21 protein-coding genes are annotated in these 20,312 nt (G+C 63.4%); 14 read left to right on the top strand and 7 right to left on the bottom strand.

From position 1 onward, the window contains the following. Nucleotides 1-49 precede the first annotated feature (49 nt). The 6 genes from minD (at nucleotide 50) to MKK04_RS06395 (ending at nucleotide 5,896) form a co-directional block, all read left to right on the top strand. On the top strand, nucleotides 50-862 hold the full coding sequence (gene minD, locus MKK04_RS06420) for a septum site-determining protein MinD (RefSeq protein WP_013971423.1): 813 nt from the start codon (nucleotides 50-52) through the stop codon (nucleotides 860-862). Nucleotides 863-865: 3 nt separating this feature from the next. Beyond that, on the top strand, nucleotides 866-1,120 hold the full coding sequence (gene minE, locus MKK04_RS06415; RefSeq protein ID WP_003252572.1) for a cell division topological specificity factor MinE: 255 nt from the start codon (nucleotides 866-868) through the stop codon (nucleotides 1,118-1,120). A 156-nt stretch (nucleotides 1,121-1,276) separates the two neighbouring features. Continuing rightward, entirely contained in the window at nucleotides 1,277-1,912 is a 636-nt protein-coding gene (locus tag MKK04_RS06410; RefSeq protein WP_011532730.1) for an RluA family pseudouridine synthase, read from the top strand. 165 nt (nucleotides 1,913-2,077) lie between these two features. Continuing rightward, complete coding sequence (locus MKK04_RS06405) at nucleotides 2,078-3,367, top strand: M18 family aminopeptidase (RefSeq protein WP_207829169.1); 1,290 nt, start codon at nucleotides 2,078-2,080, stop codon at nucleotides 3,365-3,367. 187 nt (nucleotides 3,368-3,554) lie between these two features. Next, nucleotides 3,555-3,722, top strand: coding sequence for a hypothetical protein (locus MKK04_RS06400; RefSeq protein WP_166674223.1), 168 nt, complete (start codon nucleotides 3,555-3,557; stop codon nucleotides 3,720-3,722). 44 nt (nucleotides 3,723-3,766) lie between these two features. After that, nucleotides 3,767-5,896, top strand: coding sequence for a mechanosensitive ion channel family protein (locus MKK04_RS06395; RefSeq protein ID WP_207829171.1), 2,130 nt, complete (start codon nucleotides 3,767-3,769; stop codon nucleotides 5,894-5,896). Between the two features lie 100 nt (nucleotides 5,897-5,996). Here the strand turns inward: MKK04_RS06395 and phnR are convergent, their stop codons facing one another. After that, nucleotides 5,997-6,710, bottom strand: a complete 714-nt coding sequence (phnR, locus tag MKK04_RS06390) for a phosphonate utilization transcriptional regulator PhnR (RefSeq protein ID WP_063911592.1) — start codon at nucleotides 6,708-6,710, stop codon at nucleotides 5,997-5,999. A 327-nt stretch (nucleotides 6,711-7,037) separates the two neighbouring features. On the opposite strand from phnR, the gene MKK04_RS06385 reads away from it, so the two are divergent. The 6 genes from MKK04_RS06385 to MKK04_RS06360 all read left to right on the top strand — a co-directional run bounded on the left by MKK04_RS06385 (nucleotide 7,038) and on the right by MKK04_RS06360 (nucleotide 12,346). After that, the gene (locus MKK04_RS06385) at nucleotides 7,038-8,102 is read left to right on the top strand and encodes an ABC transporter substrate-binding protein (protein ID WP_233687911.1); all 1,065 of its coding nucleotides are present in this window, start codon (nucleotides 7,038-7,040) and stop codon (nucleotides 8,100-8,102) included. A 147-nt stretch (nucleotides 8,103-8,249) separates the two neighbouring features. Further along, nucleotides 8,250-9,056, top strand: a complete 807-nt coding sequence (locus MKK04_RS06380) for an alkaline phosphatase family protein (protein ID WP_063911590.1) — start codon at nucleotides 8,250-8,252, stop codon at nucleotides 9,054-9,056. Beyond that, nucleotides 9,053-9,904 (top strand): ABC transporter permease, encoded by an 852-nt coding sequence (locus tag MKK04_RS06375; protein WP_207829175.1) that lies wholly within the window; start codon nucleotides 9,053-9,055, stop codon nucleotides 9,902-9,904. Before MKK04_RS06380 ends, MKK04_RS06375 begins: the two co-directional genes overlap by 4 nt. Further along, nucleotides 9,894-10,688 carry an ABC transporter permease gene (locus tag MKK04_RS06370; RefSeq protein WP_063911588.1) on the top strand — a complete coding sequence of 265 codons (795 nt, stop codon included), beginning with the start codon at nucleotides 9,894-9,896 and terminating at the stop codon, nucleotides 10,686-10,688. Before MKK04_RS06375 ends, MKK04_RS06370 begins: the two co-directional genes overlap by 11 nt. 1 nt (nucleotide 10,689) lies before the next feature. Further along, nucleotides 10,690-11,679, top strand: a complete 990-nt coding sequence (locus MKK04_RS06365; RefSeq protein ID WP_241106354.1) for an ABC transporter ATP-binding protein — start codon at nucleotides 10,690-10,692, stop codon at nucleotides 11,677-11,679. Between the two features lie 13 nt (nucleotides 11,680-11,692). Continuing rightward, nucleotides 11,693-12,346, top strand: a complete 654-nt coding sequence (locus MKK04_RS06360) for an HAD family hydrolase (RefSeq protein WP_233687912.1) — start codon at nucleotides 11,693-11,695, stop codon at nucleotides 12,344-12,346. 123 nt (nucleotides 12,347-12,469) lie between these two features. Here MKK04_RS06360 and MKK04_RS06355 read toward each other — a convergent pair whose 3' ends face one another. After that, nucleotides 12,470-13,432, bottom strand: a complete 963-nt coding sequence (locus MKK04_RS06355; RefSeq protein ID WP_241106353.1) for an NAD(P)H-quinone oxidoreductase — start codon at nucleotides 13,430-13,432, stop codon at nucleotides 12,470-12,472. 144 nt (nucleotides 13,433-13,576) lie between these two features. On the opposite strand from MKK04_RS06355, the gene MKK04_RS06350 reads away from it, so the two are divergent. Then, nucleotides 13,577-15,658, top strand: coding sequence for a carboxy terminal-processing peptidase (locus MKK04_RS06350; protein WP_241106352.1), 2,082 nt, complete (start codon nucleotides 13,577-13,579; stop codon nucleotides 15,656-15,658). A gap of 118 nt (nucleotides 15,659-15,776) precedes the next feature. Beyond that, nucleotides 15,777-16,745 carry an EAL domain-containing protein gene (locus MKK04_RS06345; protein ID WP_207829189.1) on the top strand — a complete coding sequence of 323 codons (969 nt, stop codon included), beginning with the start codon at nucleotides 15,777-15,779 and terminating at the stop codon, nucleotides 16,743-16,745. A gap of 60 nt (nucleotides 16,746-16,805) precedes the next feature. On the opposite strand, the gene MKK04_RS06340 is transcribed toward MKK04_RS06345, so the two are convergent. From MKK04_RS06340 to pcaQ, 5 genes are all read right to left on the bottom strand, one after another. Continuing rightward, entirely contained in the window at nucleotides 16,806-17,174 is a 369-nt protein-coding gene (locus MKK04_RS06340) for a hypothetical protein (RefSeq protein WP_063911582.1), read from the bottom strand. After that, nucleotides 17,171-17,509 carry a helix-turn-helix domain-containing protein gene (locus MKK04_RS06335; RefSeq protein ID WP_063911581.1) on the bottom strand — a complete coding sequence of 113 codons (339 nt, stop codon included), beginning with the start codon at nucleotides 17,507-17,509 and terminating at the stop codon, nucleotides 17,171-17,173. Before MKK04_RS06335 ends, MKK04_RS06340 begins: the two co-directional genes overlap by 4 nt. A gap of 111 nt (nucleotides 17,510-17,620) precedes the next feature. Next, nucleotides 17,621-18,061: a YkvA family protein gene (locus tag MKK04_RS06330; protein ID WP_112249352.1), complete on the bottom strand. Its 441-nt coding sequence runs from the start codon at nucleotides 18,059-18,061 to the stop codon at nucleotides 17,621-17,623. Nucleotides 18,062-18,354: 293 nt separating this feature from the next. Further along, complete coding sequence (locus tag MKK04_RS06325; RefSeq protein ID WP_063911580.1) at nucleotides 18,355-19,119, bottom strand: FKBP-type peptidyl-prolyl cis-trans isomerase; 765 nt, start codon at nucleotides 19,117-19,119, stop codon at nucleotides 18,355-18,357. A 235-nt stretch (nucleotides 19,120-19,354) separates the two neighbouring features. Then, nucleotides 19,355-20,287, bottom strand: coding sequence for a pca operon transcription factor PcaQ (pcaQ, locus tag MKK04_RS06320; RefSeq protein WP_207829198.1), 933 nt, complete (start codon nucleotides 20,285-20,287; stop codon nucleotides 19,355-19,357). Nucleotides 20,288-20,312: the final 25 nt, after the last annotated feature.

Below are 20,312 nucleotides of genomic sequence, written 5' to 3'. Positions count from 1 at the left end.
TGTATTTTTGCAGGGACTTGTGTCCCGATTATTTTAGGGGTGAAACACCTTGGCCAAGATTATCGTGGTTACTTCCGGCAAGGGGGGGGTGGGCAAGACCACTACCAGCGCCGCCATTGGTACCGGCCTCGCACTGCGTGGCCACAAGACCGTCATCGTCGACTTCGACGTGGGCCTGCGTAACCTCGACCTGATCATGGGCTGCGAACGCCGCGTGGTGTATGACTTCGTCAACGTGGTCAACGGCGAAGCCAACCTGCAACAGGCCCTGATCAAGGACAAGCGCCTCGAGAACCTGTACGTGCTGGCCGCCAGCCAGACCCGTGACAAGGACGCGCTGACCCAGGAAGGCGTGGAAAAGGTCCTGATGGAGCTGAAGAAAGACTTCGACTTTGTCATCTGCGACTCGCCGGCCGGTATCGAGAAAGGCGCACACCTGGCCATGTACTTTGCCGACGAAGCCGTCGTGGTCACCAACCCCGAGGTGTCCTCGGTACGTGACTCCGACCGCATGCTGGGCATCCTGTCGAGCAAGTCGCGCCGCTCCGAGAATGGCGAAGAGCCGATCAAGGAACACCTGCTGATCACCCGCTACCACCCGGAGCGCGTGGAAAAGGGCGAAATGCTGAGCATCGCCGACGTCGAAGAAATCCTGGCGATCAAGCTCAAGGGTGTGATCCCCGAGAGCCAGGCCGTGCTCAAGGCTTCCAACCAGGGTATCCCGGTCATCCTCGACGACCAGAGCGATGCCGGCCAGGCCTATAGCGATACCGTCGACCGTCTGCTGGGCAAAGAAAAGCCCCTGCGGTTCATCGAAGTGCCGAAGCAAGGATTCTTCGCGCGCCTGTTTGGAGGCAAGTAAACCATGAACCTTTTTGACTTCTTTCGTGGCAGACAGAAACAGACCAGCGCGTCGGTAGCGAAAGAGCGTCTACAGATCATCGTGGCGCACGAGCGCGGCCAACGCAGCGAACCGGACTACCTGCCAGCGCTGCAGAAAGAACTGCTGGAAGTGATCCGCAAATATGTAAACATCGGCAACGATGATGTGCATATCGAGCTGGAAAACCAGGGTAGCTGCTCGATTCTGGAGCTGAACATCACCTTGCCGGATCGCTGATTTCGCGACCAGGCCTGGATCATTGGGGCTGCTTTGCAGCCCATCGCCGGCAAGCCAGCTCCCACAGGGTTCGCGCTGTACCTGTGGGAGCTGGCTTGCCGGCGATGGGCCGCAAAGCGGCCCCAGTGTTTTCCCCGATATAACCGAGACCAAGCAATGCCGCTGTCCAACATCCAGATCCTGCACGAAGACGCCGCCATCCTGGTGATCAACAAACCGACCCTGCTGCTGTCGGTACCCGGCCGCGCCGAGGACAACAAGGACTGCCTGATCACCCGCCTGCAGGAAAACGGCTACCCCGACGCGCTGATCGTGCACCGCCTGGACTGGGAAACCTCTGGCATCATCCTGCTGGCCCGGGATGCCGACAGCCACCGTGAGCTGTCGCGCCAGTTCCACGACCGCGAAACCGAAAAGGCCTACACCGCGCTGTGCTGGGGCCAACCGGCGCTGGACAGCGGCAGCATCGACCTGCCGCTGCGCTACGACCCGCCGACCAAGCCACGGCATGTGGTGGACCACGAACAGGGCAAGCACGCGCTGACCTTCTGGCGCATCGTCGAGCGCTGCGGTGATTACTGCCGGGTAGAACTGACACCGATTACCGGGCGCTCGCACCAGTTGCGCGTGCACATGCTGTCGATCGGGCACCCGCTGCTGGGCGACCGGCTGTATGCCAACCCCGAGGCACTGGCGGCCCATGAGCGGTTGTGCCTGCATGCCTCGATGCTGAGCTTTACCCACCCGGTGTCCGGGGAGCGGCTGAAGTTCGAGTGCCCTGCGCCCTTCTGAATGTGTACAGCCTGTACTGGCCTCTTCGCGGCTAAAGCCGCTCCCACAGGGACCGCACCGCTTTCGAGGGTTGTGCAGTACCTGTGGGGCTGCAGCCGCGAAGAGGCAGACACAATTTGTCGACTTAATACGCTAAACTCGCGCCACTGCTGTCTGGAGTGAGCTATGCGCGACGCACTGAATTCTGGCCTTATCGACTTCCTCAAGGCCTCCCCCACGCCCTTCCACGCCACCGCCAGCCTGGCCCAGCGCCTGGAAGCTGCCGGCTACCAGCGCCTGGACGAGCGCGACAGCTGGGCCACAGTGCCTGGCGGTCGCTACTACGTCACCCGTAACGACTCGTCGATCATCGCCATCAAGCTGGGCAAGCAAGCCCCACTGCTGAACGGTATCCGCATGGTCGGTGCCCACACCGACAGCCCGTGCCTGCGCGTCAAGCCGCAGCCTGAACTGCAGCGCCAGGGCTTCCTGCAGCTGGGTGTAGAAGTGTATGGCGGCGCCTTGCTGGCGCCATGGTTCGACCGCGACCTGTCGCTGGCCGGCCGGGTCACCTATCGCCGTGACGGCAAGGTCGAAAGCCAGCTGATCGACTTCAAGCTGCCGATCGCGATCATCCCCAACCTGGCCATCCATCTCAACCGCACCGCCAACGAAGGCTGGGCGATCAACCCGCAGAACGAGCTGCCGCCCATCCTGGCCCAGGTGGCGGGTGACGAGCGCATCGATTTCCGAGCCCTGCTCACCGAGCAACTGGCCCGCGAGCACGAGCTGATCGCCGACGTGGTGCTGGATTACGAGCTGAGCTTCTACGACACCCAGGACGCCGCCCTGGTCGGCCTGAACGGCGACTTCATCGCCGGTGCGCGCCTGGACAACCTGTTGTCGTGCTACGCCGGCCTGCAGGCCCTGCTGGCCGCCGACAGCGACGAAACCTGCGTACTGGTGTGCAACGACCATGAAGAAGTCGGCAGCTGCTCGGCCTGTGGTGCCGACGGCCCGATGCTGGAGCAGACCCTGCAGCGCCTGCTGCCGGATGGCGACGCCTACGTGCGCACCATCCAGCGCTCGCTGATGGTGTCGGCCGACAACGCCCACGGCGTGCACCCCAACTACGCCGACAAGCACGACGGCAACCACGGGCCCAAGCTCAACGCCGGGCCGGTAATCAAGGTGAACAACAACCAGCGCTACGCCACCAACAGCGAGACCGCCGGGTTCTTCCGCCATCTGTGCATGGCCGAGGAAGTGCCGGTGCAGAGCTTTGTGGTGCGCAGCGACATGGGCTGTGGCTCGACCATCGGTCCGATTGCGGCCAGCCACCTGGGCGTGCGTACGGTGGATATCGGCTTGCCAACCTTTGCCATGCATTCGATTCGCGAGCTGTGCGGTAGCCATGACCTGGCGCACCTGGTGAAAGTGCTGAGCGCCTTCTACCGTAGCCGCGAGCTGCCTTGATGTAGTCAGGCCCGGCCTCTTCGCGGGTAAACCCGCTCCCACACGGACCGCACAACCTTCAGGAGCTGTGCGGTACCTGTGGGAGCGGTTTACCCGCGAAGAGGCCAGGCCTGCTCAAGGTCAATCCCGCTTCGCCTGCCACCCGCTATGCTTGTTACATGGCCCCACTGCAAAAGGATTGCTGTCCATGTCCCCGTTCCTTTCCCTGTTCGTGCCGGTGTTCCTGTTCCTGATGCTGCTGACCATCGGTTTCAGCCTGCGCGAGCGCAACATCGGCGTACTGATGATGTGGGTCGGCACGCTGGGTATCTTCGGCCTCACCTGCTGGAAAATCCTGGAGCAACTGCCGTCGTGAACCTCTACACTCGGTCAATCGTTTGACCTGAGGTAGTTTTGCCAGTGCCTGCCCTTCTGCGTTGCCTTTTCCTGCTGCTGTTCCTGTTTGTCACCCCGGTACAGGCCGCTGGCCTGCCCGGCCTGCTTGGTGGCAGTGCGCCCGCACAGCCGGAAGCGACCGAACCGTTGGGCAAGTCGCTGGACGAGGTGATCAAGAACCTGGAAAACGACCAGCAGCGGGCCAAGCTGCTGGCCGACCTGAAAAAACTGCGCGACGCCACCAGGCAATCGCAACCCACCGTCGAACAGGGCGTGCTCGGCCTGATCGGCGGCGCCCTGAATGACTTCGAAAAACAGTTCAGCGGCGATGCCAGCCCGTTCCATCGCTGGGCCGCGGAGATCGAACAGGCCCAGGCCGAACTGACCGAGTTGATGGTGCCGGTACACCAGTGGCCGGCCATCCTGTTCGGCTTTGCCGCCGTCATCGCCGTCTGGAGCGTGCTGGCCTACGCCTTCAACTGGGTCGGCCACCGGGTACGCCTGCGCTTTGGCCTGAGCGAGGAGCTGCCGCAGCACCCGCGCACCTGGGACCTGGTGCGCTTTGCCCTGCGCAAGCTGGGCCCGTGGCTGGTGGCACTGGTGTTCACCGTGTACCTGAGCGTCGTGCTACCACCGTCACTGGGCAAATCGCTGGCCATGGTGCTGGCCTACGCGCTGGTGGTCGGCACCTGCTTCTCGGCCATCTGCGTGATCGCCTTCTCGCTGCTCGACGGCCCGCACCGCCACCGCGCCCTGCACATCCTGCGCCACCAGGCGTTCCGCCCGCTGTGGCTGATCGGCAGCTTCGCCGCGTTTGGCGAAGCGATGAGCGACCCGCGCCTGACGGTCGCCCTCGGCACCCACCTGGCCCACGCCCTGGCCACCCTGGCCAACGTGATTGCGGCGCTGTGCACCGGGCTGTTCATTCTGCGCTTCCGCCGCCCGATCGCCCACCTGATCCGCAACCAGCCGCTGTCACGGCGCCTGACCCGGCGCACCCTCAGCGACACCATCGAGATCCTCGGCAGCTTCTGGTTCGTGCCGGCATTGATCCTGGTGGCGATTTCGCTGTTCGCTACCTTCATCTCGGCCGGCGATACCAGCACCGCCCTGCGCCAGTCGCTGATGTGCACGGTGCTGGTGGTGGTGTGCATGGTGCTCAACGGCCTGGTGCGCCGCCACGCCGCCAACCCCAAGCGCGCCAGCAAGCGCCAGGCAGTGTACGCCGAACGCCTGCGCAACTTCGGCTACCTGCTGGTGCACCTGTTCATCTGGCTGGTGTTCATCGAGCTGGGCCTGCGCGTGTGGGGCCTGTCGATGATCGGCTTCGCCGAGGGCGACGGCCACGACATCAGCGTGCGCCTGCTGGGCCTGGCCGGCACGCTGATCGTCGCCTGGCTGGTGTGGATCCTGGCCGACACCGCCGTGCACCACGCCCTGGTGCGTTCGCGCCGGGGCCTGGCCAACGCCCGCGCGCAAACCATGATGCCGTTGATCCGCAACGTGATGTTCGTGGTCATTTTCATCATCGCGGTGATCGTCGCCCTGGCCAACATGGGCATGAACGTCACCCCGCTGCTGGCCGGTGCCGGTGTGATCGGCCTGGCCATCGGCTTTGGTGCGCAGTCGTTGGTGGCCGACCTGATCACCGGGTTGTTCATCATCATCGAGGACTCGCTGGCCATCGACGACTACGTGGATGTGGGCGGGCACCTGGGCACGGTGGAGGGACTGACCATCCGTACCGTGCGCCTGCGGGATATCGACGGCATCGTGCATACCATCCCGTTCAGCGAGATCAAGAGCATCAAGAACTACTCGCGCGAGTTCGGCTACGCGATCTTCCGCGTGGCGATCCCGCACAGCATGAACATCGACCAGGCGATCACGCTGATTCGCGAGGTGGGGCAGAAGCTGCGCAACGACCCGCTGATGCGCCGCAACATCTGGTCGCCGCTGGAGCTGCAGGGGGTGGAGAGCTTCGAGTCGGGTTCGGCGATCTTGCGGGCGCGGTTCAAGACCGCACCGATCAAGCAGTGGGAGGTTTCGCGGGCGTTCAACCTGGCGTTGAAGCGGCAGCTGGATGAGGCCGGGCTGGATTTGGCAACGCCAAGGTTGTCAGTGCAGGTAGTGACTGCCGGTTCCTCCAGTTAGGGCCTCTTCGCGGGTGAACCCGCTCCCACAAGTACTGCGCAAAGGCTGAAACCTGTGCGGTCCCTGTGGGAGCGGGTTTACCCGCGAAGAAGCCAACATTTCATCCAGCCTGAGCGCGAATGCGGATGGCATCATGCCGCCAATACTCCAGGTCACAGTCGATCAGGTGCCCATGCTGGTCACTGTTGACTCGGGTGATATGCAACCCCGGGCTTCCCGCCGATACTTTCAAGGCACTGGCCGCCTCCACCGGCAACGCCGTCGGCAAGATCTCGAAGCACACCTGCCCATACTGGATGCCATACACCCGCCCATAAATCTCGGTCAGCGACTGCGCCAGGTCCTGCTCGAGAATCTCCGGAAAGTACCGGGGATTGAGGTAGTGCTCGGCATACAGCACCGCCCGACCATCGATCCGCCGTAACCTGCAGATACGCACCACGCTGGACAACGCTGGCAGCTGCAAGCGCGCACAGATGGCCGCCGAGGCCGGCTGCAGCCGCGCCGACAACAGTTCGGTACTGGGCTCCCGCCCTTGGTCACGGACCATGGCATGGAAGTGGCTGCGCTCGATCAGGTCGTAGGTCAGCCGCTCGGGCGCGACGAACCAGCCACGACGCTCTTCGCGATAGATCAGCCCCTGGGCTTCCAGCTGCACCAGCGCCTCACGCAGGGTAATGCGCGTGGTATCGAACACCTCGCTGAGCCTGCGCTCGGCCGGCAGCTTGCCGCCCGGCGCCAGCAGGCCGTGCTCGATCTGCTCCTGCAAGGCATGGCAGATGGCTGTTACCGCACGCGGTGGCATCGACTGCATCGAAAGGTTACCTATCTGGACTAGTCCAGCCCCATCACAGGGCATGTGGAGAATAGTGCAAGCCTAGGCAGGGCTGATGAACATCCTGTGACAAAGGCTTTGGCCAGACACTACCAGAAACGCGCCAAGCCAGCAGAACCGGGTTGGTTGCGTGGTCTACGCTGTAGCTTCAGGGCCTTCACCGGCCCTTCCCTACATCAAACTGTCATGCAAGCGGCCTACCTTGGCTCAAGGTTTGCTGACCTAGACCAAAGGTGCCAGTCAACGGCTTGCAACGGTTTTACCCAGAACAACGATCGCAAAGGCACCCACCCAAAGGAGCTTCGGATGAAAAAGTTCTTCATGGCGTCACTGCTCGGTTCGGCCATCGCGTTGTGTACCACGGCCATGGCCGCCGGCACCGACCTCAAGGCCCTGGAAGACGCCGCCCGCAAGGAAGGCACTGTCAACAGCGTGGGCATGCCCGACGCCTGGGCCAACTGGAAAGGCACCTGGGAAGACCTGGCCAGCAAGTACGGCCTCAAGCACAGCGACACCGACATGAGCTCGGCCCAGGAAATCGCCAAGTTCGAAGCCGAGAAGGACAACGCCAGCGCCGACATCGGCGACGTGGGTGCCGCCTTCGGCCCGATCGCCGTGAGCAAGGGCGTGAGCCAGGCATACAAACCGAGCACCTGGGACCAGGTACCGACCTGGGCCAAGGACAAGGACGGCCATTGGGCGCTGGCCTATACCGGCACCATCGCCTTCATCATCAACAAGGACCTGGTCAAGGAAGGTGAGCGGCCAACCTCGTGGCATGACCTGGAAAAAGGCAAGTACAAGGTCGCCATCGGTGACGTCGGCACCGCTGCCCAGGCCGCCAACGGCGTGCTGGCTGCGGCGATCGCCTACAAGGGTGACGAAACCAACCTGGCACCGGGCCTGCAACTGTTCACCAAGCTGGCCCAGCAGAAGCGCCTGTCGCTGGCCAACCCGACCATCCAGACCCTGGAAAAGGGCGAGGTGGAAGTGGGCGTGGTGTGGGACTTCAACGGCCTGAGCTACCGTGAACAGATCGACCCCAAGCGTTTCGACGTACTGATCCCGTCGGATGGCTCGGTGATCTCCGGCTATACCACCATCATCAACAAGTACGCCAAGCACCCGAATGCGGCCAAGCTGGCCCGTGAATACATCTTCAGCGACGCCGGGCAGATCAACCTGGCCAAGGGGCATGCACGGCCGATCCGTGCCGAGCACCTGAAGCTGCCGGAAGACGTGCAGGCCAAGCTGCTGCCCAACGAACAGTACAAGGCCGCGCAGCCGATCAAGAATGCCGAGGCCTGGGAAGCGAGCTCGAAGAAACTGCCGCAGATGTGGCAGGAGCAGGTGATCATCGAGATGGAGTAAGGGGCTAGCTTCTCTAGCGCCTGGACGGGCCCTTTCGCGGGTAAACCCGCTCCCACAAGTAAAGCACGCGTCTCAAGGCTGGCGCATGACCCTGTGGGAGCGGGTTTACCCGCGAAGAAGCCAACGCGGTTTATGACTGGAGCCACCATGCAACACAACGTCATCCTGGTCCTGCTCGACGGCCTCAACTACCAGGTCGCCCACCACGCCATGGGCCACCTGCACGCCTACGTCGAGGCCGACCGTGCCGCGCTGTACCGCGTGGAATGCGAACTGCCGTCGCTGTCGCGGCCACTGTACGAGTGCATCCTCACCGGTGTACCACCAATCGACAGCGGCATCGTGCACAACAACGTCAACCGCTTGTCCAACCAGCGCAGCGTGTTCCATTACGCCCGCGAGGCCAACCTGGGCACTGCGGCGGCGGCCTATCACTGGATCAGCGAGCTGTACAACCGCTCGCCCTTCGACCCGCAGCGCGACCGCCATACCCACGCGCCGAAGCTGCCGATTCAGCACGGGCTGTTCTACTGGGACGACCGTTACCCCGATTCGCACCTGCTGGCCGATGGCGAATACCTGCGCCGCCGCCACGCCCCCAACTTCCTGCTGGTGCACCCGATGAGTATCGACGACATCGGCCACCGCCATGGTCTGGATAGCAGCCAGTACCGTAACGCCGCGCGCAGCGCCGACATCCTGCTGGCCGACTACCTGCCAGACTGGCTTGAGGAAGGCTACCAGGTACTGGTCACCGCCGACCACGGCATGAACAACGACCGCTCGCACAATGGCCTGCTGGCCGAGGAGCGCGAAGTGCCGCTGTTCGTCTTCGGCGATGCCTTCAGCCTGGACCCGGCAGCCAAACCGCTGCAGACCGAGCTGTGCGGGACCATCTGCGAGCTGCTCGGCGCGCCACATGACAAGAGCGTCTGCCGGGAGCTGCTGAAGTGACTACAGCCAAGAGCAGCAGCACCCGTGGCCGCTACCTGGCCTTGCTCTGCCTGCTACCGTTCGCCGTGTTCTTCGTCATCTTCCAGATCGCCCCGCTGGCCTGGGTGGCGATCAACAGCCTGCAATCGGAAGCGGGCTGGGGCGTGGACAACTTCAGCAAGGTGTTCGCCTCGAAGTTCTACCTGCAGGCCCTGCAACGCAGCCTGGAGATCAGCTTCTGGTCGAGCCTGTTCGGCATCGTCATCGCCACGGTCGGCGCCTACTCGCTGCGCCAGGTGGACTCGAAGCTGCGCGACTTCGTCAGCGCCTTCGCCAACATGACCAGCAACTTCGCCGGGGTGCCGCTGGCCTTCGCCTTCATCATCCTGCTCGGTTTCAACGGCGCACTGACCCTGCTGCTGAAGCAGGTCGGCCTGCTGGAAGACTTCAGCATTTATTCCAAGAGCGGGCTGATCCTGGTGTACACCTATTTCCAGATCCCGCTTGGCGTGTTGCTGCTGTACCCCGCGTTCGACGCCCTGCGTGAAGACTGGCGCGAGTCGGCCGCGCTGCTGGGTGCCAGCCACTGGCAGTTCTGGCGGCACATCGGCCTGCCGGTGCTGACCCCGGCACTACTGGGCACCTTCGTCATCCTGCTGGCCAACGCCCTCGGTGCCTACGCCACCGTGTACGCGCTGACCACCGGCAACTTCAACGTACTGCCGATCCGCATCGCCGGCCTGGTAGCCGGTGACATCAGCCTCGACCCCAACCTGGCCAGCGCCCTGGCGATGGTCCTGGTGGGGCTGATGACACTGGTCACGGTGGTGCATCAATGGCTGCTGAAAAGGAGCTACCATGCGCGCTGACGCCCGTTCCGGCGGCTGGTACCACCGCGTCGTGGTCTACCTGCTGTTCCTCATCCTGCTGCTGCCGCTGGCTGGCACCCTGCTCTACTCGCTGGCCACCAGCTGGTCGGCCAGCCTGCTGCCCAGCGGTCTGACCTTCAAGTGGTACATCGCGCTGTGGAGCGAGCCGCGCTTCCTGGCTGCCTTCGGCCAGTCGCTGCTGGTGTGCGTGGGCGCGCTGCTGCTGTCAGTGGTGCTGATCCTGCCGCTGCTGTTCGTGGTGCACTACCACTTCCCCAGGCTCGATGCACTGATGAACATCCTCATCCTGCTGCCGTTCGCGGTGCCGCCGGTGGTGTCGTCGGTGGGGCTGCTGCAGCTGTATGGCAGCGGCCCCATGGCCATGGTCGGTACACCGTGGATCCTGATCGGCTGCTACTTCACCATCGCCCTGCCATTCATGTACCGGGCCATCACCAACAACCTGCAGGCGATCAACCTGCGCGACCTGATGGACGCCGCCCAGCTGCTGGGCGCCAACACCTGGCAGGCGGCGCTGCTGGTGGTCCTGCCGAACCTGCGCAAGGGCCTGATGGTGGCATTGCTGCTGTCGTTCTCGTTCCTGTTCGGCGAGTTCGTGTTCGCCAACCTGCTGGTCGGTACCCGCTACGAGACCCTGCAGGTGTACCTGAACAACATGCGCAACAGCAGCGGCCACTTCAACAGCGCGCTGGTGATCTCGTACTTCGCCTTCGTGCTGGTACTGACCTGGGTCGCCAACCGCCTGAACAAGGACAAGACCTGACATGAGCTTCGTCAGCGTACAGAAACTGCAAAAAAGCTACGCCGGCAGCCCGGTGTTCGAGAACATCGACTGCCAAATCGAACGGGGCGAGTTCGTCACCCTGCTTGGCCCGTCCGGTTGCGGCAAGTCCACGCTGTTGCGCTGCATCGCCGGGCTGACCCCGGTGGACAGTGGGCAGATCCTCCTCGACGGCCATGACATCGTGCCGCTGAGCCCGCAAAAGCGCGGCATTGGCATGGTGTTCCAGAGCTACGCGCTGTTCCCCAACATGACCGTGGAGCAGAACGTCGCCTTCGGTCTGCGCATGCAGAAGGTCAAGGCCGATGAAAGCCAGGCCCGGGTGCGCGAGGCGCTGGAACTGGTGGAGCTGGGCAACTTCGCCGGGCGCTACCCGCACCAGTTGTCCGGCGGCCAGTGCCAGCGCGTGGCCCTGGCCCGCTCACTGGTCACCCGTCCGCGCCTGCTGCTGCTCGACGAGCCGCTGTCGGCACTGGATGCGCGCATCCGCAAGCACCTGCGCGAGCAGATCCGCGCCATCCAGCGTGAGCTGGGGCTGACCACCATCTTCGTCACCCACGACCAGGAAGAGGCGCTGACCCTGTCCGACCGCATCTTCCTGATGAACCAGGGGCGCATCGTCCAGAGCGGCGATGCCGAAACCCTCTACACCGCGCCGGTGGACCTGTTTGCCGCCGGCTTCATCGGCAACTACAACCTGCTCGACGCCGACAGCGCCAGCCGCCTGCTGCAACGCCCGGTGGCCAGCCGCCTGGCGATCCGCCCCGAGTCGATCACCCTGGGTATCAACGGCGAACTGGACGCCGAAGTGCGCAGCCACAGCCTGCTGGGCAACGTGATCCGCTACCGGGTGCAGGTGCGCGAGGTGGAACTGGTGGTCGACGTGCTCAACCGCTCACCGGCCGACCTGCATGCGGACGGGCAACGGGTAAGCTTGTCGATCGACCCCACGGCGCTACGGGAAGTGGCCTAAGGAGCATCAACACATGGCACTGGCAATTTTCGATCTGGACGAAACCCTGATCCACGGCGACTGCGCGTCGCTGTGGAGCGAGCAGATGGCCCGGCTGGGCTGGGTCGACGGCAAGGCGTTCCTGCGCCGCGACCATGAACTGATGGAAGCCTACGGCAGGGGCCACCTGCGCATGGAGGAGTACATGGCCTTCAGCCTGGAGCCGATTGCCGGGCGTACCCTGGAAGAGGTCGAGCACCTGGTGGAGCCATGGGTCGAAGAGGTGATCGAGCCGATCATCTACGGCGACGCCTGCCGCTGCATTGCCGAGCACCGCAAACGCGGGGATCGCATCCTGATCATTTCGGCTTCGGGTACGCACCTGGTCGGGCCGATTGCGGCGCGGCTGGGGGTGGACGAGTACCTGGCGATCGAGCTGGAGGCGGTGAACGGGGTGTATACCGGCAACACCCATGGGGTACTGACCTATCGCGAAGGGAAGATCACGCGGTTGCTGGAGTGGCTGGACCAGGAGCAGGAGAACCTGGAGGGGGCAAGTTTCTATTCCGATTCGCGGAATGATTTACCACTGTTGCTGAAGGTGGATCATCCGCATGTGGTGAACCCGGATGCGGTGTTGCGGGAGCATGCCGAGATCAACAAGTGGCCGATCCTGAGCTGGGCCTGAGGTAATCGCATCGCCTGCACCGGCCTCTTCGCGGGTAAACCCGCTCCCACAGGGACCGCACAGTTTTCAAGCCTGTGGTAATCCCTGTGGGAGCGGGTTTACCCGCGAAGAGGCCGGGCCTGCCTACGCCAGGCTAGGGTCTATCACCATCACCAGCTTGCCCGACACCTGGTTGGTCTCAAGCTCGGCATACGCCGCCTGGGCAAACTCCACCGGGTAGGTATCCACCAGTTGCGGCGACAGGCGCCCTTCGGCAAACAGCGGCCACACCTGCTGCTGCAACTCGCGCAGCAGCTCGGCCTTGAAGCCGTCATCGCGGTTGCGCAACGTGGAACCGGTAATCTCCAGACGCTTGCCCAGTACCTGTGCCAGGTCCAGCTCGAACTTGCGCCCGCCCATCAGGCCGATGATCACCCAGCGGCCGTCACGGGCCAGCAGCTTGAGGTTGAGCTCGCCGTAGCTGGCACCCACCGGGTCGAGAATCACATCGAACGGGCCGAAACCTTCCAGCGCCTTCAGGTTCTCGTTACGTACCACGCCACCGGCAGCGCCCAGCGCCTCGCAGTAGGCCAGGCGGTCCTGCGAACCGACACTGACCCACACCGGGCTGCCGAACGCCTTGCACAGCTGGATCGCGGCCGAGCCAACGCCGCTGGCGCCAGCGTGCACCAGCACCTTCTCGCCAGCTTTCACGCCACCCAGCTGGAAGATGTTCAGCCAGGCAGTGGCATACACTTCCGGCAACGCCGCCGCTTCATGCAGGCTCAGGCCCTCGGGTACCGGCAGCACGTGGCGGGCATCGACCACCACTTCCTCGGCCATGGCGCCGCTGGCCAGCAGCGCGCAAACACGGTCACCCACGCGCCAGTCGGCACCGGCGCCCACTTCTTCGATCACGCCGGAACACTCCAGGCCCATGTACGGGCTGGCGCCTGGCGGTGGTGGGTACAAACCTTTCATCTGCAGCAGATCGGCGCGGTTCAGCCCCGCAGCAGCCACGCGAATGCGCACTTGGCCCGCGTCGCAGGTCGGGCGTTCGGCCTCGACCCAGGCCACATGTCCGTCAACGCCTTGCAATGCCTTCACAGTGCCTCCATAGTTGAATCATATGACCGAGCCTGGGAACGCCAAGTCCCCAGGCTTTTTGCAGTATGCATCCGGTTTTTTGCAACCGGTGAACAGAAAAGACGGCCTACTATGCGTGATCAATTGTCTCCACGTCGAATCAGCATGAAGCATTTCCTCCCAAGCACCGCCCTGGCGCTGATGATCGGCCTGGGCAGCCTCACGCTCGGCGGCAATGCGGTGGCCGCCAACAAGTGGGACAGCCTGCAGCCGGACCGCGACGAGATCGTCGCCAGCCTCAACGTGGTGGAATTGCTCAAGCGCCACCACTACAGCAAGCCGCCGCTGGACGACGCCCGCTCGGTCATCATCTATGACAGCTACATCAAGCTGCTGGACCCGGCGCGCAGCTACTTCACCGCTGCCGACATTGCCGAATTCGACAAATGGAAAACGCAATTCGACGATTTCCTCAAGAGCGGTAACCTCGACCCGGGCTTCACCATCTACAAACGCTACCTGGACCGCGTCAAGCAACGCCTGGACTTCGCCCTGGCCGAGCTGAACAAAGGCGTGGACAAGATCGACTTCAACGCCAAGGAAACCTTGCTGATCGACCGCAAGGATGCCCCGTGGATGAAGGACCAGGCCGAGCTCGACGACTTGTGGCGCAAACGCGTCAAGGACGAAGTGCTGCGCCAGAAGATCGCCGGCAAGGAACCCAAGCAGATCCAGGAAACCCTGACCAAGCGCTACAAGAACCAGCTGGCGCGCCTGGACCAGACCCGTGCCGAAGATATCTTCCAGGCCTACATCAACACCTTCGCCCAGTCCTACGACCCGCACACCAACTACCTGTCGCCGGACAACGCCGAGAACTTCGACATCAACATGAGCCTGTCGCTCGAAGGCATTGGTGCGGTGCTGCAAAGCGACAACGACCAGGTCAAGATCGTGCGCCTGGTGCCGGCAGGCCCGGCGGCCAAGACCAAGCAGGTGGCCCCGGCCGACAAGATCATCGGTGTGGCCCAGGGCAACAAGGAAATGGTCGACGTGGTCGGCTGGCGCCTGGACGAAGTGGTCAAGCTGATCCGTGGCCCGAAAGGCTCGGTGGTGCGCCTGGAAATCATCCCGGCCAGCAACGCGCCTAGCGACCAGACCAGCAAGATCGTGGCGATCACCCGCGAGGCGGTTAAGCTTGAAGAGCAGGCGGCGAAGAAGTCGGTGCTCAAGCTCAAGCAGGACGGGCGTGACTACAAGCTGGGCATCATCGAGATCCCGGCCTTCTACCTGGACTTCAAGGCCTACCGCGCCGGTGATCCGGAGTACAAGAGCACCACGCGTGACGTGAAGAAACTGCTCACCGAACTGCAGAAAGAGAAAGTCGACGGCGTGGTCATCGACCTGCGTAACAACGGCGGCGGCTCGCTGCAGGAAGCCACCGAACTGACCAGCCTGTTCATCGAAAAAGGCCCGACCGTGCTGGTACGCAACAGCGACGGCCGCGTCGACGTGCTGGAAGACGAAAACCCAGGTGCCTTCTACAAGGGCCCGCTGGCGTTGCTGGTCAACCGCCTGTCGGCCTCGGCTTCGGAGATCTTCGCCGGTGCCATGCAGGACTACCACCGCGCGCTGATCATCGGCGGCCAGACCTTCGGCAAAGGCACCGTGCAGACCATCCAGCCACTCAACCATGGCGAGCTGAAGCTTACCCTGGCCAAGTTCTACCGGGTTTCCGGGCAGAGCACCCAGCACCAGGGCGTGCTGCCGGACATCGACTACCCATCGATCATCGACACCAAGGAAATCGGCGAGAGCGCCCTGCCCGAGGCCATGCCGTGGGACACCATCCGCCCGGTAGTCAAGCCGGCGGCCGATCCGTTCAAGCCGTTCCTGGCCCAGCTGAAAGCCCAGCATGAAGCCCGCAGCGACAAGGACGCGGAGTTCACCTACATCCGCGACCGCCTGGCCCTGACCCAGAAGCTGCTGAACGAGAAGACCGTCAGCCTCAACGAGCAGGACCGTCGCGCACGCCACGATGAGATCGAGGCCAAGCAGCTGGCGCTGGAAAACATCCGCCGCAAGGCCAAGGGTGAAGAGCCGCTGAAAGAGCTGAAGAAAGAGGACGAGGATGCGCTGCCGACCGAGGATGAGAACACCAAGCCGGAAGACGATGCCTACCTGTCGGAAACCGGTCGCATCCTGATCGACTACCTGAGTGCGAGCACCAAGGTGGCCAAGAAGTAAGGCGCAACGGCAATGATGGCAGAATAATGTGACCTGTCATCAAGCAGTCATCGCGCTCTCGTGAAATAGAGGGGCCGGGCGTGGAAACGCCCGGCCCTTTCATTTTCAGGAATACGTCATGACCGTTGCCGAGCAGCTCAGTGCCTTGAGTGCCATCCTGGCTCAACGCAGCATTCACAGTCTGTTCCAGCCGATCATGTGCCTGAGCGAACAACGGGTTTACGGCCATGAGGCGCTGAGCCGCGGGCCGTCCAACAGCCCACTGCACGCACCGCTGAACCTGTTTACCATCGCCCGCCAGGCCGGTCGCCTGACCGAGCTGGAGGCCGCCTGCCGGGAAAGCGCCTGCCGGCGTTTCAGCGAACAGCAGTTGCAGGGCAAGCTGTTTCTCAACGTCTCGCCGGAGACGCTGCTGGAGCCGCATTACCCATCCGGCCAGACCCTGAAACTGCTTGAGCAGGTCGGCCTGTCGCCCAGCCGGGTGGTGATCGAGCTGACCGAACATACCCCGACCGACGACTTCCAACTGCTATCCAATGCCCTGCACCACTACCGTGACATGGGCTTCTCGATTGCAATCGACGATCTGGGGGCGGGTTATTCGAGCCTGCGCCTGTGGTCGGAGCTGCGCCCCGAATATGTGAAGATCGACCGGCATTTCATCGACGGCATCCACCGCGACCCGCTCAAGCGTGAGTTCGTCGGGTCGATATTGCAGATCGCCCGGGCGTCGAAGGCGCAGGTGATTGCCGAAGGCATCGAGTTGGCGGAGGAGCTGGCGGTGCTGATGGAGATGGGCGTGGACCTGGTGCAGGGTTACCTGCTGGGGCGGCCGCAGGAGCTGGGGGTGCGCGAAAGCCTGCCACTACCGGCGCTGATGAAGCTGCCGTTGGCCGAACAGCCGACGGTGCGGCTCAATGCCACGATTGGGCAGTTGCTGGAGCTGTTTGGCCGGCATCAGCACCTGGAGGCATTGGAGGTGGTGGATGCCGATGGCCGGGCTTGTGGATTGATTCACAGGCATGCACTGCCTGTTATGGCCTCTTCGCGGGCACGCCCGCTCCCACAGGTTCATCACGGATCTTGAGCCTTGTGTTGTATCTGTGGGAGCGGGTTTACCGGCGAAGAGGCCGGAACAGGCAACGAGTCAGGCCGATTCGGGGTAGCTGTACTCGAACACCCTGACCACCTCGGAGGCATGCCATGAGGCCGCTTCCATGCCGTCGACCGGCCCGGAAAATCGGCCCAACCGTTCAACGCACTCGAAGAAGCCGGTACGCGGCAAACGGCTGGCACCCTGGCTGATCACCAGCGAGCTGCGCAATGGTTGCTCGGCGCGGGCGTCCAGCACCGCCAGGTACTCCAGCGCGGCGGTCAGCGTCTGCATGGCCGGGCTGGGTAATTGCAAGCGTTCGATCAACGCTCGGTATGTCAGCAAGTGACGTTGACGACGGGCCAGGTCAAGCTCGCCCAGCAGGTTATCCCAGTGCTGACGGCTGATCCTGACCTGGCTCATGATGGCTCGCTCCAGCCAGCCACCCCCAGATGCCAGGCCAGGGCGCGGCGGATGGCAGCATCAGGCTGGCGTTCGCCCGATTCGATCATGGCCAGGTAAGCCGGGCTCACGCCGACATTGCGCGCCAGTTGCTCAGGGGCGATGCCCTTGGCCTGGCGAATCTGTGCCACTTCGCTGAAGGCCGGCAATGGCGCACTGGCTGCATCGCCCTGCGCTTCAATGGCAACCACCTCGGCAGGCGCCTGCCCCGCAGCCTTGAGCAGTGCCTGGTACTGCTCCCAGGGAACGACGGCGTACTCGGGCTGACCGTCCCGGCTGATGACCTGAATACCCATTACAAACCCCTTTAAAAAGGATTACAGCATGTAATCCGTAGGCATAACCCTTATGCCAATTATATTACCAACTCCGGGGTCTGTGCAGTTGAGGAGTAGCTCGGGCCAGTTTCACTGCGTATTGCGCTCCAAACGCAGGGCTTCGGGAGTGGCCGGCAGGCGCTCGACCACACGCAGCCGCTCGGGCGCCTGGCTGTCGCGCCAGGCCTTGAAGCGCGCCAGTTCGTCGGCCACGGTCTTCAGTACCCAACCCAGCACCGCGATGTCGTCGAGGAAACCCACGCCCAGCAACCAGTCGGGGATGGCATCGATGGGGCTGACGAAATACAACAGGCCAGCGACGATGGTGACCAGGGCCCTGGGGCTGATGGCACGGTACTCGCCGCGCCACCAGGCCAGGCACAATGACTGCAGCAGCTTCACGTCTTCACGCAGCTGGCCGATGCGCGGGCCTTTGCGGGCGACTGCGAACAGCAAGGCCGGCAACCGGCCACGGCTGAGCAGCCGCTCGGCCAAGGGCAGGAAACGGGCGAAATTCCAGGGTGCGCTCATGGAGCCTCCAGGCGGAAAAGGTTATCCACATTTATTGTGGATAACCTTGTGAACAGGGCGACGTTTCTGACCCCGGGTGCCTGCCAGGCAAGGGCCCCGGTCAGATCGGGCGTTTTTTACACAGTCGTTTCACACCATGGGTGCCTACGTCGCAAACGATTTGCGTCAGAAGCATCTTGCTGCTTCACGCTGCATTTCCTCGGACAGTATCAGCAGTTGCAGGTTCGTCCAACCACCCTGCACAAACGAAAACGCCCCGTCAGGACGGGGCGTTTTGCGTGGGCCAGCCAGTGTTACTTGGCAGGCGCTTCGGCTGGAGCGTCAGCAGGGGCTTCAGCTTCCGGCTCGGCGCCTTGCAGCTGGGCCGGATCCTTGATGGCGATCAGTTCCAGGTCGAACACCAGTACCGAGTTGGCCGGGATCAGCGGGCTTGGGCTCTGCGCGCCGTAGGCCAGTTCAGCCGGGATGAACAGCTTGTACTTCTCGCCGACGTGCATCAGTTGCAGGCCTTCGACCCAACCCGGGATCACGCCGCTGACCGGCAGGTCGATCGGGCTGCCGCGCTCGACGGAGCTGTCGAACACCTTGCCATCGATCAGCTTGCCTTCGTAGTGGACAGTGACCACGTCGGTCGGCTTGGGCTGCGGGCCGTCGGCCTTCTTGACCACTTCGTACTGCAGGCCCGAGGCAGTGGTGACCACGCCTGGCTTCTTGGCGTTTTCCTCAAGGAATTTCTTGCCGGCGGAGGCGGCTTCTTCGCTGGCCTTGGCCAGGCGCTCTTCGGCACGCTTCTGCAGCGCGGTGAAGGCTTCTACCAGCTCTTCGTCCTTGATGCGCTGTTCTTTCTTGCCAACGGCGTCTTCGATGCCGAGGGCGACTGCTTTCGAATCAAGGTCTTCCATGCCTTCCTGAGCCAGGCTCTTGCCCATGTTCAGGCCGATACCGTAGGAGGCTTTCTGTGCCGGAGTCTTCAGCTCGGGGCTGCTGGTCTGTTGATCACAGCCAGCCAGTACCAGGCCTACCAGGGCAACCGCAGCCGCCAAACGATGCTGTTTCATGCTATTTCCTTGTTCATGCGCCATAAGGGCAATCAGGGTAAAGCCGCGAGCTTAGCAGGCGGCCATGACCAATGGCTACCGGCATAGGAGCGGGTTTTGGTAAGGAAGTTCAGTAGTTAAACGGTTATTCATCAAAGGATGTGCAGCCATTGGCCAGTATTGACCGGTTGTGCCGCCTTTGCCCGGTTTTGCGGGGGATTTATTTCGCGGAATGCCGAGAAGCCTGCATTGGCCCTCAGGGGTAATTGCCCTCACGGTACTGCCCCGCCACCTCGCGCAGCACTTCGCACACCCACTGCCCCGGCAGACTCTGCGGCAACGCAGCATTACGGCAGATGCCCACCGAGCCGCCCGGCTCGCGCACACCCAGGTCGAGCTCGACCAGCTCGCCCCGGCGCAGGTCGAGCAGCACCGCGTCGCGCGGCGCCACCCACACTGCATCGCTGCCCAGCAGGTAGCGCCGGCTCAGCGCCAGTGACAGGGTTTCCAGGCGCTGGGCCGGCATCTGGATGCCACATTGCACAAACAGGCTGTCGGCATGCTGGCGGATCGTGGTGCCTGCGGGCGGCAATACCAACGGGTAACGCCCCACCTGCGCCCGCTCCACCGGCGTGCCGGCCAGCAACGGGTGGCCAGGCCGCACCACCAGGCTCATCGACTCGCTGTACAGGTGCTCGAACGACAGGCCCTGGATCTGCGGGCTGTCGGTCATGCGCCCGACCACCAGCTCCAGTTCGCCCAGGCGCAACTGGCCGAGCAGTTGCGCGCTGACCCCGGTGACCACACTGATCACCAACGCGTCATGCCGCTGGTGCAGGCGGCACAGCACCTCGGGCATGAGCAGGCCTTCGACCGTGGACAGCACGCCAATACGCACCTGCGACGGCGCCCGCGCTTCACCACGCAGGCTGCTCACGCCATCGCGCAGGGCTTGCACGCTGGGTCCGGCGTAACGCATGAAACGCGTGCCGGCCGGGGTCAGCTCGACGCCCTGGCGGCTGCGCGCGAACAGGCGTGTTTCCAGCAGCTCTTCGAGTTCCTTCAGGGTCTTGGAGATGGCCGGCTGGCTGATTGCCAGGATGTCGGCAGCCCTGGCCAGGCTGCCCTGCCGGGCAATCTCCAGGAAGCACAGCAGGTGGCGGTACTTGATGCGGGTGTCGAGGTTCATGGGCTCAAGCTTACCGCATGCAGAT

Source organism: Pseudomonas sp. LS.1a (assembly GCF_022533585.1).
Lineage (GTDB): Bacteria > Pseudomonadota > Gammaproteobacteria > Pseudomonadales > Pseudomonadaceae > Aquipseudomonas.
Note: the sequence above shows the minus strand (reverse complement) of the source record. Positions and strands in the feature narration are given on the sequence as shown.

Excerpts from the sequence above, each read along its gene's own strand:
- minE (WP_003252572.1), top strand. The coding sequence starts at position 866 with ATGAACCTTTTTGACTTCTTTCGTGGCAGACAGAAACAGACCAGCGCG.
- MKK04_RS06410 (WP_011532730.1), top strand. The coding sequence starts at position 1,277 with ATGCCGCTGTCCAACATCCAGATCCTGCACGAAGACGCCGCCATCCTG.
- MKK04_RS06405 (WP_207829169.1), top strand. The coding sequence starts at position 2,078 with ATGCGCGACGCACTGAATTCTGGCCTTATCGACTTCCTCAAGGCCTCC.
- MKK04_RS06400 (WP_166674223.1), top strand. The coding sequence starts at position 3,555 with ATGTCCCCGTTCCTTTCCCTGTTCGTGCCGGTGTTCCTGTTCCTGATG.
- phnR (WP_063911592.1), bottom strand. The coding sequence starts at position 6,710 with ATGCAGTCGATGCCACCGCGTGCGGTAACAGCCATCTGCCATGCCTTG.
- MKK04_RS06385 (WP_233687911.1), top strand. The coding sequence starts at position 7,038 with ATGAAAAAGTTCTTCATGGCGTCACTGCTCGGTTCGGCCATCGCGTTG.
- MKK04_RS06380 (WP_063911590.1), top strand. The coding sequence starts at position 8,250 with ATGCAACACAACGTCATCCTGGTCCTGCTCGACGGCCTCAACTACCAG.
- MKK04_RS06370 (WP_063911588.1), top strand. The coding sequence starts at position 9,894 with ATGCGCGCTGACGCCCGTTCCGGCGGCTGGTACCACCGCGTCGTGGTC.
- MKK04_RS06365 (WP_241106354.1), top strand. The coding sequence starts at position 10,690 with ATGAGCTTCGTCAGCGTACAGAAACTGCAAAAAAGCTACGCCGGCAGC.
- MKK04_RS06360 (WP_233687912.1), top strand. The coding sequence starts at position 11,693 with ATGGCACTGGCAATTTTCGATCTGGACGAAACCCTGATCCACGGCGAC.
- MKK04_RS06350 (WP_241106352.1), top strand. The coding sequence starts at position 13,577 with ATGAAGCATTTCCTCCCAAGCACCGCCCTGGCGCTGATGATCGGCCTG.
- MKK04_RS06345 (WP_207829189.1), top strand. The coding sequence starts at position 15,777 with ATGACCGTTGCCGAGCAGCTCAGTGCCTTGAGTGCCATCCTGGCTCAA.
- MKK04_RS06340 (WP_063911582.1), bottom strand. The coding sequence starts at position 17,174 with ATGAGCCAGGTCAGGATCAGCCGTCAGCACTGGGATAACCTGCTGGGC.
- MKK04_RS06335 (WP_063911581.1), bottom strand. The coding sequence starts at position 17,509 with ATGGGTATTCAGGTCATCAGCCGGGACGGTCAGCCCGAGTACGCCGTC.
- MKK04_RS06330 (WP_112249352.1), bottom strand. The coding sequence starts at position 18,061 with ATGAGCGCACCCTGGAATTTCGCCCGTTTCCTGCCCTTGGCCGAGCGG.
- MKK04_RS06325 (WP_063911580.1), bottom strand. The coding sequence starts at position 19,119 with ATGAAACAGCATCGTTTGGCGGCTGCGGTTGCCCTGGTAGGCCTGGTA.
- pcaQ (WP_207829198.1), bottom strand. The coding sequence starts at position 20,287 with ATGAACCTCGACACCCGCATCAAGTACCGCCACCTGCTGTGCTTCCTG.